The sequence below is a fragment of the Flavobacterium sp. LHD-85 genome (assembly GCF_030929595.1).
In the GTDB taxonomy this organism is placed as follows: domain Bacteria; phylum Bacteroidota; class Bacteroidia; order Flavobacteriales; family Flavobacteriaceae; genus Flavobacterium.
In genome coordinates, this window is record NZ_JAVFVR010000001.1 from 1005017 (window position 1) to 1018008 (window position 12992).

At 34.1% G+C, this 12992-nt stretch carries 9 protein-coding genes; 6 read left to right on the top strand and 3 right to left on the bottom strand.

Translation table 11 applies throughout. The features are described from left to right. Positions 1–4 precede the first annotated feature (4 nt). From RB618_RS04335 to RB618_RS04350, 4 genes are all read left to right on the top strand, one after another. Entirely contained in the window at positions 5–1444 is a 1440-nt protein-coding gene (locus RB618_RS04335) for an NADH-quinone oxidoreductase subunit M (RefSeq protein ID WP_308067634.1), read from the top strand. Positions 1445–1510: 66 nt separating this feature from the next. Continuing rightward, positions 1511–2902, top strand: coding sequence for an NADH-quinone oxidoreductase subunit N (locus RB618_RS04340; protein WP_308067635.1), 1392 nt, complete (start codon positions 1511–1513; stop codon positions 2900–2902). A 163-nt stretch (positions 2903–3065) separates the two neighbouring features. Continuing rightward, positions 3066–3836, top strand: a complete 771-nt coding sequence (locus RB618_RS04345; RefSeq protein ID WP_308067636.1) for a Bax inhibitor-1/YccA family protein — start codon at positions 3066–3068, stop codon at positions 3834–3836. Positions 3837–4313: 477 nt separating this feature from the next. After that, a complete protein-coding gene (locus tag RB618_RS04350) occupies positions 4314–7172 on the top strand; it encodes a T9SS type A sorting domain-containing protein (RefSeq protein ID WP_308067637.1) in 2859 nt (952 codons plus the stop codon). Between the two features lie 70 nt (positions 7173–7242). On the opposite strand, the gene RB618_RS04355 is transcribed toward RB618_RS04350, so the two are convergent. Further along, entirely contained in the window at positions 7243–8796 is a 1554-nt protein-coding gene (locus tag RB618_RS04355) for an aldehyde dehydrogenase family protein (RefSeq protein WP_308067638.1), read from the bottom strand. 150 nt (positions 8797–8946) lie between these two features. Here RB618_RS04355 and RB618_RS04360 point away from each other — a divergent pair, with 150 nt between their 5' ends. Next, entirely contained in the window at positions 8947–9933 is a 987-nt protein-coding gene (locus tag RB618_RS04360) for a 3',5'-cyclic-nucleotide phosphodiesterase (RefSeq protein ID WP_308067639.1), read from the top strand. Positions 9934–10057: 124 nt separating this feature from the next. On the opposite strand, the gene RB618_RS04365 is transcribed toward RB618_RS04360, so the two are convergent. Both RB618_RS04365 and RB618_RS04370 read right to left on the bottom strand, forming a co-directional pair. After that, complete coding sequence (locus RB618_RS04365; RefSeq protein ID WP_308067640.1) at positions 10058–10597, bottom strand: 3-hydroxyanthranilate 3,4-dioxygenase; 540 nt, start codon at positions 10595–10597, stop codon at positions 10058–10060. Between the two features lie 116 nt (positions 10598–10713). After that, positions 10714–11808: an endonuclease/exonuclease/phosphatase family protein gene (locus tag RB618_RS04370; RefSeq protein WP_308067641.1), complete on the bottom strand. Its 1095-nt coding sequence runs from the start codon at positions 11806–11808 to the stop codon at positions 10714–10716. A 230-nt stretch (positions 11809–12038) separates the two neighbouring features. Here RB618_RS04370 and RB618_RS04375 point away from each other — a divergent pair, with 230 nt between their 5' ends. Continuing rightward, positions 12039–12938, top strand: coding sequence for an LD-carboxypeptidase (locus tag RB618_RS04375; RefSeq protein WP_308067642.1), 900 nt, complete (start codon positions 12039–12041; stop codon positions 12936–12938). Positions 12939–12992 lie beyond the last annotated feature (54 nt).

Consider the following 12992-nt stretch of genomic DNA (forward strand, 5'->3'; position numbering starts at 1 on the left):
TACTATGAACGTTTCTACTATATTAATTATACTTTTAATTGGTGCATTTGCCACTTACTTTTCTGGTGACAAACTAGCTTCAAAAGTTGCTTTACTTTTTAGTTTAGCCGCTTTAGGATGTTCAATTGTATTATTGAATAATTATAACGCAGGTGAAAATATCAGCGTAATCAACAGCTGGATTAATCAGCCTAAAATTTCTTTCGCTTTAAATGGTGATGGACTTGGGCTTGCAATGGTTTTATTAACGGCAGCTTTAACTCCGATTATTATATTTTCGTCTTTCGGAAATGAATATAAAAATGCAAAAGGCTTTTATGCTCTAATCTTGTTTATGGCATTTGCTATGGTTGGAACTTTCTTAGCGGCTGATGGTCTTTTATACTATATTTTCTGGGAGTTAGCTCTTATTCCAATCTACTTTATTGCTTTGATCTGGGGTAATGGCGATGCTGAAGAGCGTAGAAAAGCAGTGGTTAAATTCTTTATTTACACACTTGCTGGTTCGTTATTCATGTTAACTGCTTTTATCTATTTATACACAAAAGCAGGTTCTTTCTTAATCGAAGATTTATACAAAGTAAACTTATCTGCTTGCGAGCAATTCTGGATTTTCTTGGCTTTCTTCTTAGCTTACGCTATCAAAATTCCAATTATTCCTTTCCATACTTGGCAAGCAAATGTATACCAAAAAGCACCAACTGTTGGAACAATGCTTTTATCTGGTATCATGTTAAAAATGGGATTGTACAGCGTTCTTCGTTGGCAATTGCCACTTGCTCCAATCGCAGCTAAAGAATACATGCATATCTTTATCGCTCTAGGAATTGCAGGTGTAATCTATGGATCAATCGTTGCATTGAGACAAAAAGATTTAAAGAAATTATTAGCGTATTCTTCTCTTGCTCACGTTGGGTTAATTGCTGCAGGATCTTACACTTTGACTCTTGATGGTTTTAGAGGTTCAGTTATGCAAATGATCGCTCACGGTTTTGTTGTAGTGGGATTATTCTTTGCTGCTGAAGTAATTTTCAGAAGATACGAAACTAGAGAAATCGGAGAAATGGGTGGAATTCGTGCTCAGTCTCCAAAATTCACTTCAATGTTTTTAATCTTAGTATTAGCTTCTGTTGCATTACCAAGTACATTTAACTTCGTTGGAGAGTTTACAGTATTATACAGTTTATCTCAAATCAATATCTGGTTTGCTCTTCTTGGCGGAACAACTATTATTTTGGGAGCTTACTATATGTTAAGAATGTTCCAGCATGTAATGTTAGGAGAAACAAACTCTAAAGCTTTTGCTGATGTTACACTTAACGAGGGAATTTCATTTGCTGTAATCATTGCAGTTTTATTATTCTTTGGTTTCTATCCAAAACCAATCACAGATTTGATTACACCAAGCTTGGAAAACATTTTACAAGTTATCAATAAGAACTAATATTTTAAACAAAAAATAAATTAGGATTTAAGCTTAAAATTGAAATCCTAAATCAAAAAGATAAAAATGAATACATTAATAGCTATAACAGGATTGGGTATTTTCTGCCTATTGTTTGAAATTCTTAATTTAAGAAAGGCAATCGTTCCTATTACCATTTTGGGTTTATTGGGCGTATTGGCACTTAATTACTGTGAATTTGGAGCAGAACAAAGTTATTACAACAACATGATAGCAGTGAGTAAGTTTTCTACAGCTTTTTCATCATTGTTTATCGTTTTGACGATTTTCCTTGTAGCGTTAAGTCACAATTTTTACCAAAATCACCCAACGAAAATTTCAGATTACGTTGCAATTAAAGTATTCTTGCTAGCTGGAGCTGTAGCAATGGTTTCTTTTGGAAACTTGGCTATGTTCTTTTTAGGAATTGAAATCTTGTCTATTGCTTTATATGTTTTAGCTGCTAGTGATCGTTTGAATATAAAGAGTAACGAAGCAGGTATGAAATATTTCTTAATGGGATCTTTTGCATCTGGAATTATTTTATTCGGAATCTGTTTGATTTACGGAGCAATGGGAACTTTTGATATAACTGAAATCCACGAAAGCGCTTTATCTGCAGAATTACCAATCTGGTTTCCTATTGGTTTGATTTTAATGATTATCGGAATGTTATTTAAAGTTGCAGCAGTTCCTTTCCACTTCTGGGCTCCAGATGTGTATGAAGGTTCTCCAGCTCTAACAACAGCTTTGATGAGCACTTTAGCAAAAGTAGTAGCTATTGCAACCCTATTTAAGTTGATTTCTGGAATGAATGTAATTGCTTCTTTAGAAAATCAAGACCTTTTGCATACGTTTGAAGTTATAGTGGTTATTATTTCTATCGCTTCAATGTCTGTTGGTAATATTATGGCATTAAGACAAGTAAACGTAAAACGTATGCTTGCTTTCTCTGGAATTTCTCACGCAGGCTTCATGTTAATGACATTATTAACGGTTTCTGCTTCAGCTGGAGTTTTATTATATTATACTGCTGCTTACGCATTGGCTGGAATCGCAGCTTTCAGTGTAATTTTATATGTATGCAGAGATCAGGATAATGAAGATATTACAAACTTCCACGGTTTAGGAAAAACAAATCCGCTATTGGCTGCTGTTCTTACAGCTTCATTATTATCAATGGCCGGAATTCCTATTTTCTCTGGATTCTTTGCTAAGTTATTCTTATTCAACCAGACAATTCAGGCAGGATATATTGGTTTAGTAATTGTTGCTGTAATCAATTCAATCATTAGTGTTGGATATTATTTCAAACTTATTATTGCAATGTATTCTAAAGAACCTAATCAAGAAAGAACAGGAAGACCATTCCTTATTTATGCTACTGCTGTAGTGTCAATTGTTTTAAACATTGCTTTAGGTTTATTCCCATCATTAGTTTTAGACCTATTGAAATAAAAAAATTTCTTTAAATAAAATATTCAAAAATCCATTAAACCAGTTTTAATGGATTTTTTTTATGTCCTAGATAAAGAACAGAAATTCATGTTAAAAAATTCTTCTATGCAATTGCACATCAAAAAATCTCCATATATTTGAATTCAATTAAATGTATTAAAATATGAACTTTAATTCAAAAAATCCATTTTTAAACAGTAAGCGTTTTTCGTCTAATACTGAATCAAGAACAGAAGTGCACCAAGCTCAGATTATTGATTACAATCAAGAAATGACGGTGTCTGGAACAATTAACAAAACAGCAATCTTATTTCTAATCTTATGCGGTGCTGCTATGGTAACATGGTGGATGGCTTTTAATGGAATGAATCCTATGCTGCCTACAATTGGAGGTGCAATTGTTGGTTTCATTTTAGTATTAGTTTCTTCTTTCAAACCACAATTATCTCCTTACCTAGCGCCAGGATATGCTTTATTTGAAGGATTATTTATAGGAGGTATTTCTGCAATATTTGAATTAAAATTTCCTGGAATCGTAATTAATGCAGTTGGAGCAACTTTGGTTACTTTCTTAGTTTGCCTTGGTTTATACAAATTTAGAATTGTTAAAGTTACAGAACAGTTTAAATCTGTTGTTGTGGCTGCGACGTTAGCAATTGCGACATATTATTTAATTTCTTGGGTTGTATCAATGTTTACAAGCTGGACTCCTGTTCATTACGGAAATTCTATGATGAGTATTGGTATTAGTGTTTTTGTTATCATTATAGCGGCTCTTAACCTTTTCTTAGATTTTGATTTAATTGAAAAAGGTGCAAGAGAAAAAATGCCAAAATTTATGGAATGGTACGGAGCAATGGGATTAATGATTACATTGGTTTGGTTATATATCGAATTCCTAAGACTTTTATCAAAACTTTCTAGTAAAGACTAATTCTCCAAAAATATTAATTCAGGCCCTTTTGAGTAAAATCAAAAGGGCTTTTTTTATTTCTATAAACTAAATTTTGAATACCAATTCAATATTCGAATTATATCTTCTAAGAATAATCTGTTATTCAAAACACGAAAAGAATCCATTTCCTACAAAAAAATAAAATGTAATTTATGTAATAAAAAAAATTTACAAATCCTTTTTCTTCTTTTTGTTTAAGGTTCAAAATTGCAAAAAGCGAGAAAAATACGGCTTTCCGTATTTACTTTGCAACATGTAATAAATTACAATTAATGCAATTTATTACATTTTTAACACTTTAAAAGCCAAATAATTTAAGTATATTCTTTTTTTTGGTAAAAAAATTATACTATTAAAAATTAATATATAATTTTGTGTAATCGATTACAATTAAACCACGTTGAAATCGTAAGTAAAACCACTTACTTATTTTATTAACTATCTTAAACAAACCTTATGAAAAAAAACCTACTTTTCGTGGCTGTCTTTCTTATGACAGTTCAACTATGGGCACAAACCATTCAGATTAACGAAGCCTCAGGCTGGCTAGAATCTGCTTTTGTAAAATGGCAACCAGTTAGCGGTGCCCAAACCTACAATGTGTATTATACTGGGAATGGATTTACGGATCAAAAAATAGATGACCAGCTTATTAGAAGTTATGGCTCTTATTTTCGTGCTGATATTCCAGGTCTAAAAGCAGGCACTTATACCGTAAAGGTAAAACCTGTTGTAAATGGCATTGAAGGAACAGGAGCTACAACTGGCAGCTTAACAGTAAGTGCACACGACAGAAACGGATTTGCATTTGAAAGCGGTCGTGTTCCTGGAGGATACAAAGCAGATGGAACTCCTAAAGACAATGCTGTAATCCTTTACATTACACAAAATACCAAAAACACAATTTCTATGAATATTACGGGTGCAAGTGTAAATCCTTGCATTGGTTTACAAAATATTCTTTACGCTATCAAGAAAGGAAAAGATACACGTCCGTTTATCATTCGTTTAATTGGAAATATCACCGATATGACTGTTATGGAAGGTGGCGACGTTGTTATTGAAAACGCAAACAACGCTTCGAGTTATGTTACCATTGAAGGTATTGGTGACGATGCTGTTGCAAATGGATGGGGGGTTAGATTGAAATCGGCTTCAAATATCGAGGTAAGCAATCTTGGATTTATGAACTGCAATAGTACTGCAGGCGATAACGTAGGAATGCAACAGGACAATGATCACGTATGGGTTCACAACTGTGATTTATTCTATGGGAATGCAGGAAGCGATGCTGACCAGATAAAAGGTGATGGAGCATTGGACAATAAAACTTCAACTTATATCACATTATCATACAACCACTTTTGGGATAACGGAAAAGCAAGTCTTTTAGGTTTAAGCGAAGGAACAACTTCTGGACTTTATATCACGTATCACCACAACTGGTTTGATCATTCAGATTCTCGTCATCCTCGTGTACGCTATTACTCAGCACATATTTACAACAATTATTATGATGGAGTTTCAAAATATGGCGCAGGATCAACTTTAGGATCTTCACTTTTTGTGGAAGGAAATTATTATAGAAACAGCAAATACCCAATGCTAACTTCGCTTCAAGGGTCAGACATTTGGGATGAAGCCAATCAAGTGAATAATGCTGGAACAATGGGAACATTCTCAGGTGAAGCTGGAGGAAGTATTAAAGCTTATAATAATACTTTTGACGCTTCTAACGGAACAAACAACATGCGTTTTGTAGCTTATAATGATCCGAATCCGTTGTATAATATCTCAGGAAAAATAAGCTCTACAACAGATTTTGATGCTTATGTGGCTTCTACAAGAGGAGAAGTGGTAAGCAGTGCTGTAAAATCTAAATCTGGCGCTAATGTTTACAACAACTTTGATACAGATGCTAATTTGTATGTGAAAAATCTAACTATAGATACTCCTGCGGCTGCAAAAACAAAAACTACTCAATATGCAGGACGTATTTCTGGAGGAGATTTGAAATGGACATTCAACAATGCTACAGATGATACTTCTTCTTTAGTTATTACAGCATTAAAAACAGCCCTTACAAACTACACTGGAACTTTAGTTTCAGTACAAGGCGAAGGAAATCCTCCTTCTGGATCACAAACTTTAACTTTGACTTCTGCTTCAAACAACAATCAAACTGTTGCTAGCGGTACTGCAATTTCTTCAATCGTGTTTACATGGGGAGGAGATGCAACTGACGCAACTGTAACAGGACTACCTGCTTCTGGCTTATCTTTTGTAAAAAATGCAACAGCAAAAACTATCACTATTTCAGGTACGCCTACAGCAACTGTTTCATACTCAATTGCAACTTCTGGAACTAGTGGTTCCCCAGCTACTGGTTCTGGAACTGTAACAGTTACTGCTGCTGGAAACCAAACCTTAACTTCTACTGGCAACAATAGTCAAACGGTTTCATCTGGAACTGCTATTGCTTCAATCGTATTTACTTGGGGCGGAAATGCAACTGATGCATCTGTAACAGGATTGCCTGCATCTGGATTGTCTTTTGTAAAAAATACATCTGCAAAAACAATAACTATTACTGGAACTCCAACTGCAAATGTATCTTACTCTGTAACAACTTCGGGTACGGCGGGAACACCTATAACAGCATCAGGAACTATTACAGTTACAACTGGTTCAACTGGCGGATCTGAATTACATAACTTTACAACATCTGGAAAAACTAGTGCATTCTATTCTATAACAGGAAATATGAATTCAACGCCAGGTTCTGTAACTTACAATGGATTAACACTTACTGAACGTCTAAAAATTGAAACAAGCACATCAATAACATACACAACAACTAGTGCTTCTACATTGACTTTGGTTTTCGATTCAAGTTTTGCAGGAACTATTAAAGTAGACAACGTTTCATATACAGCATCTGCAGGTATTGTGACTGCTTCAATTGCCGCAGGTTCTCATACTATAACAAAAGGTTCTGTAGCCAATCTATTCTATATTAGCACAGTTTATAGTGGCAGTACTTCTAGAATGGCTGTTACAACCGAAACTGCTGCAAAAGAAAGCACAGAAACGTCGCAAATAATTTTATATCCAAATCCTGTTTCTAGCACATTATACTTATCAGATCCTGAACACAAAGTACAAAAAGTATTGATTTACAACATTTCTGGAAATCTTGTAATTAATTCTGGAAACTCTGAAAGCATTGATACAAGCGGTTTAATTCCTGGAACTTATTTAGCAAAAATTTATACTGTTGACGGATCGTTTAACCAAACTCTTATAAAAAAATAAAAACCGAACTTAACTTAAAAAGGCTTCCAAAACTGGAAGCCTTTTTTGTTTTTATGACATATTTGCATTACTACAAATCAAATTTAATTCCCTGCGCTAGCGGAAGATTTGTTGTATAATTAATTGTATTGGTCTGACGTCTCATGTAAATTTTCCATGCATCAGATCCTGACTCACGTCCTCCACCGGTTTCTTTTTCACCACCAAAAGCACCTCCGATTTCGGCACCAGAAGTTCCGATATTTACGTTTGCAATTCCGCAGTCAGAACCTGTTGCAGATAAAAATCTCTCGGCTTCACGTAAATTATTGGTCATAATTGCAGAAGACAATCCTTGCGCAACGCCATTTTGAATTTCAATGGCACTCTCCACTTCTCCTGAATATTTAATTAAATATAAAACTGGCGCAAATGTTTCATGCTGTACAATTTCAAATGAATTTTGAGCTTCTGCAATTGCAGGTTTTACATAACAGCCACTTTCATAACCTTCACCAGATAATACTCCTCCTTCAACAAGGATTTTTCCACCTTGGGCTACAACTTTATTTAAGGCTGCTGCATACATTTCAACCGCATGAGTATCAATTAGTGGTCCAACATGATTCTTCTCGTCAAGCGGATTTCCGATTCTTAACTGTTTGTAGGCTGCCACTAAAGCATCTTTTACTTTATCATAAATACTTTCGTGAATAATCAATCTTCTAGTTGAAGTACAACGCTGTCCAGCTGTTCCGACAGCTCCAAAAACAGCGCCAATAACTGTCATTTTAATATCGGCATCTGGAGTTACAATAATAGCATTGTTTCCTCCCAATTCTAATAATGATTTGCCTAATCTTCCTGCTACAGTTTGAGCAACAATTTTCCCCATTCTGGTTGAACCAGTCGCAGAAATAAGCGGAATACGAGTATCTGCGGTCAACAACTCTCCGATTTTATAATCACCGTTTATTAAACACGAAATTCCTTCTGGAAGATTGTTTTCTTTAATAACCTGAGCTATGATATTCTGGCAAGCAATACCGCAAAGAGGTGTTTTTTCAGAAGGCTTCCAAACGCAAACATCACCAGAAATCCACGCTAAAGCAGTATTCCAAGACCAAACGGCAACCGGGAAGTTAAACGCCGAAATAATTCCGACAATTCCTAACGGATGATATTGTTCGTACATTCTATGCCCTGGTCTTTCAGAATGCATGGTTAACCCGTGCAATTGACGAGATAAACCAACTGCAAAATCGCAGATATCTATCATTTCCTGAACTTCTCCAAAACCTTCCTGCAATGATTTTCCCATTTCATAAGAAACCAGTTTTCCTAGAGCTTCTTTATTCTGGCGCAATTTTTCTCCAAACTGACGTACAATTTCACCACGCTGTGGAGCAGGAATCAATCTAAAAGTTTTAAACGCTTCTGCTGCAGTTTGAATTGCTTTTTCGTAATCTGCTGCCGTTGACATTTTTACCGAAGCAATTAATTTTCCATCAACTGGCGAATAACTTTCCAGAATTTCTCCAGAAGAAAAATTATTAATTCCTGTTGATGTTCCTTCATTTATTGTCTTGATGCCCAATTTATCAAGAGCTTCCTTCATTCCAAATTGCGATGCTATTGTTGTCATTGTAACTTTTTTGGTTAAAATTGTTATATTTTTATGTAAAGATATTGTTTTAGAATTAATTTCCCATTGAAGTTAATTCATAAATAAACGTAAATTTAAGCTTATTTTATAGTATTAACAGAAACGAGACCTCAAGATTGAATTTATTTAATGAAATTTGCAGTACTTAAAATTAAAAATATGACTGCTTATTTTAGGCTCCTGCTTTGTTTTCTTTTAGTTTCAACCAATATATTTTCTCAAAAAGAAAAACATTCTTTTTCAGTAGTTCCTTTAGGAGTAATGGGTGGCATTGACGAAAAAAATCTTTCTGCTTATTTAATAGCTCCATCAAACACAACAAATTATATCTGTCTTGACGCTGGAACTGTAAACGCAGGAATCGAAAAAGCGATTGAAAAGAAAACTTTTAAAGTTTCTACAAGCGAAGTTTTACGAAAATACATCAAAGGATATTTGATTTCGCATGCCCATTTGGATCATGTTTCAGGTCTAATTATAAATTCTCCTGCCGATTCTTCTAAAACGGTTTATGCTACTAATAAATGTATAGAAATGATGGAAAACCATTATTTCAACGATCAGACTTGGGCTAATTTTGGAGATGCAGGGCCAGGTTTTCCTTTAAAAAAATATCATTTTCAAACTTTAATTCTAGGAGAAGAAACTTCTTTAACTAATACAAAAATGACGGTTAAAGCATTTTCTCTTAGCCATGTTAATCCCTTCGAAAGCACTGCTTTCTTAATTAAAAATGAAAATGACTATGCCTTATATTTAGGAGATACAGGACCAGATGAAGTAGAAAAAAGCAATAATCTCCGTGATTTATGGACAGCTGTTGCCCCAATAGTTAAAACCAAACAATTGAAAGGAATTTTTATTGAAGTTTCGTTTCCAAATGAACAGCCAGATAAATTTTTATTTGGTCATTTGACTCCGAATTATTTAATGAAAGAGCTTCATATTTTAGAGGATTTAGCTGGAAAAGGTTCTCTAGAAAACTTTAAAATTATCATCACGCATTTGAAACCACCCGCAAAGAATATTGCGAAAATTAAAGAACAGTTAAAAGCTCAAAATAATTTAGGATTGAAAATTATTTATCCTGAACAGGGGAAGAAATTTAGTTTGTAATTTTATTTTGCCACAGATTTCTAGGATTAAAAAGATTTCTTCATAAATCCTAAACGATAATCATAATTAAACCCGACAGGTTTTTGAAACCTGTCGGGTTTCGTTGTTCTATCAAAAAAATATTTTATTTCTTGGCCGTAAACCTAGGATCAGTTTCCATAACAGTTCCGCAATTATCGCAAGTTCTTAATTCTTCCGAATTGTAGAAATGTTCAAAATGTGGAAGAAAATCTTTCTCTATGTTATGAAGCTCAAAATATACTTCATACAATTTATGGTTACAGTTATCACAGTGCCAAAGCAAACCATCTGTAAAACCTTGTCCAGCACGTTTTCTTTCTATAACGAGACCTATCGAACCTTCTGAACGAACAGGAGAGTGAGGCACTTTTGCAGGATGAAGATACATATCTCCAGCATTTAATTCCATTTCTTTACGCTGTCCATCTTCCTGAATGACCACTTTTATACTTCCTTCTAACTGATAAAAAAGCTCTTCTGTTTCGTTATAATGATAATCTTTTCGTGCATTAGGTCCCGCCACAACCATTACAATATAATCACCAGAATCTACGTAAAGATTTTTATTTCCAACAGGCGGTTTAAGTAAATGACGGTTTTCGTCAATCCATTTAGTTAAGTTGAAAGGTTTTGCTATAGCCATTTTTTTAATTCTAAATTATGAAAAGCTAAGGTAATGAAATTGTAGAGACGCACCGCAGTGCGTCTATGGTTTGTAATTTAATTTCTGAAAAATGTTAGACGCACTGCAGTGCGTCTCTACAACACCTCTTTTATCAAATAAACATAAACAGGAAGATGATCGCTAAAACCAGCTTGAGTCAATGTATTGCGCAAAGGATAACCTTTATACTGTCCAGAATTTTGAATAAGATACGGTTTATTGAAAATACCAGCTTTCCAAAAATTAAAAGTTGAAAAATCCGATCTAACCAAAGAGGCTGTCATTATAATTTGATCAAATATGTTCCAAGAATCACGATACGCAATGGTTCCTAAACCTTTATTTGCGAGTTCTTCAAACGGATTAAAAACATCAAATTCAGCAACTTCAGCTTTTGCTCCTTTTGCTCGTAGCCCATTTTTTATGCTTTTATTAAATGGTCCGTCATTAAAATCTCCCATTGTCAATACTTTTGCCTGTGGATTTATCTGCTGTAACGAATCAATAATTTTTCTGTTCAATTTTCCTGCGGCTTCTCGAAACATTGTTGTTGCCTTTTCTCCACCAGATCTAGATGGCCAGTGATTTACGATAATATGTATTTCTTCATTTTCTAAAAATCCCGAAACCAAAAGCTGATCTCTCGTAAAAACACGATTTTTATTTTCTTTTTTAACTTCAATTCCATCATCTAAGATTTCTGTCTCTTCTTCTTTTTTGGGAATTTCTTTTTTATAAATAATTAATGGAATATTAGAGAAAGAAGTTGGACGGAAGTATTTTTTCTGATAAAGCAAAGCCACATCAATACCTCGTTTGTCCGGTGAATCAAAATGAATGATTCCTAAATCCAACTGCTGTAATTTTGGTTCTTTAACTAAATCTTCTAAAACATTACGGTTTTCAATTTCTGATCCACCAATTAAAGTTGGCGCATTTGAGTTTTCTGGCGTTCCGATTTCAGATATCACTCTTGCCAAATTTTTTAATTTCTGTTGATATTTTTCTGTCGTCCAGTGTTGTGCCCCGTTTGGTGTCCATTCATCGTCATTTGTAAATTCGTCATCAACAGTGTCATAGAGGTTTTCGAAATTATAAAATGCTACTGTGTGTATTTTATACTTTTTGGATTGAGATTGCGATTGAATTGAAAAAAGTACGGCTAATAAAAAGATTCTAAAAAAGTGCATGGATTTAATATTTTAAAAAACATTTCAATATTACTCTTTTTTATCCAATTGTAAGAAAATTCAAATAGATTTAAAATCTAAAATTTCTATATTTGTTTTTTCATACAAATGAAAAGAAGCAAATGATGATCATGAAAAACCTTTTAAATAGTAAGAAGCCAAATACTCTGTTTCAACTCGCATTTCTTATTTTTGCTTTACAATCATTCAACTGTCAATCTCAACAAAACATGATAACACCGCCTTATTTACAAAAAGGAGATACTGTGGCACTTTTGGCAACAGCAAGAAAAAACATCGACGATAACTTAAAACCAACAATAGATTTATTGCACAGCTGGGGTTTAGAGGCTGTAATCGGGTCAACAATCGGTTTGGATTATCATCAATTGGCAGGAACAGATGAACAAAGAGCTGCCGATTTTCAAAAGCAATTAGACAATCCTAATATCAAAGCAATTTGGTGTGTTCGAGGCGGATATGGCACCGTTAGAATGTTAGATTTACTGGATTTCACCAAATTCAAACAGCATCCAAAATGGGTAATTGGTTTTAGTGACGTAACAGTTCTACATAATCATTTGAATACGATGGGTTACAAATCTATTCACGGTATTATGCCAGTAACGGTTCCTAGAGCCACTCCAGATGCGGTAAATTCATTAAAAGCGGCTTTGTTTAACGAACCAATTTCTTATACTGTTAGCCCAACTCCAATGAATCGTTTGGGAAGTGCAACAGGAGAATTAGTGGGTGGTAATTTATCTATTTTATATAGTTTGTTAGGATCTCCGTCTGCAATTGACTGCAAGGATAAAATTTTGTTTATTGAAGATTTAGATGAATACCTATATCATATTGACCGTATGATGATGAATCTAAGACGTAACGGTTGCATCGAAAATCTAAAAGGAATCATTATTGGTGGAATGACAAGCATGAAAGACAATGAAGTGCCTTGGGGAAAAAATGCGTTAGAAATTATAGATGACGTAACAAAAAAATACAATATTCCAGTCATTTTCAACTTCCCAGCTGGACATATTAGAGACAATAGAGCTTTGATTATGGGAAATACCGTTTCTATAGAAGTTACTGCTTCTGGAAGTACTATGACATTTAAAAAATAGTTATATCCTTAAACCTTTCATTTTTTAAAAGGCTTAAATACCACATAAAAATCT

What these genes read in the sequence shown, in the direction of transcription:
- RB618_RS04335 (WP_308067634.1), top strand. Translation starts at nt 5, where the DNA reads ATGAACGTTTCTACTATATTAATTATACTTTTAATTGGTGCATTTGCC.
- RB618_RS04340 (WP_308067635.1), top strand. Translation starts at nt 1,511, where the DNA reads ATGAATACATTAATAGCTATAACAGGATTGGGTATTTTCTGCCTATTG.
- RB618_RS04345 (WP_308067636.1), top strand. Translation starts at nt 3,066, where the DNA reads ATGAACTTTAATTCAAAAAATCCATTTTTAAACAGTAAGCGTTTTTCG.
- RB618_RS04350 (WP_308067637.1), top strand. Translation starts at nt 4,314, where the DNA reads ATGAAAAAAAACCTACTTTTCGTGGCTGTCTTTCTTATGACAGTTCAA.
- RB618_RS04355 (WP_308067638.1), bottom strand. Translation starts at nt 8,796, where the DNA reads ATGACAACAATAGCATCGCAATTTGGAATGAAGGAAGCTCTTGATAAA.
- RB618_RS04360 (WP_308067639.1), top strand. Translation starts at nt 8,947, where the DNA reads ATGAAATTTGCAGTACTTAAAATTAAAAATATGACTGCTTATTTTAGG.
- RB618_RS04365 (WP_308067640.1), bottom strand. Translation starts at nt 10,597, where the DNA reads ATGGCTATAGCAAAACCTTTCAACTTAACTAAATGGATTGACGAAAAC.
- RB618_RS04370 (WP_308067641.1), bottom strand. Translation starts at nt 11,808, where the DNA reads ATGCACTTTTTTAGAATCTTTTTATTAGCCGTACTTTTTTCAATTCAA.
- RB618_RS04375 (WP_308067642.1), top strand. Translation starts at nt 12,039, where the DNA reads ATGATAACACCGCCTTATTTACAAAAAGGAGATACTGTGGCACTTTTG.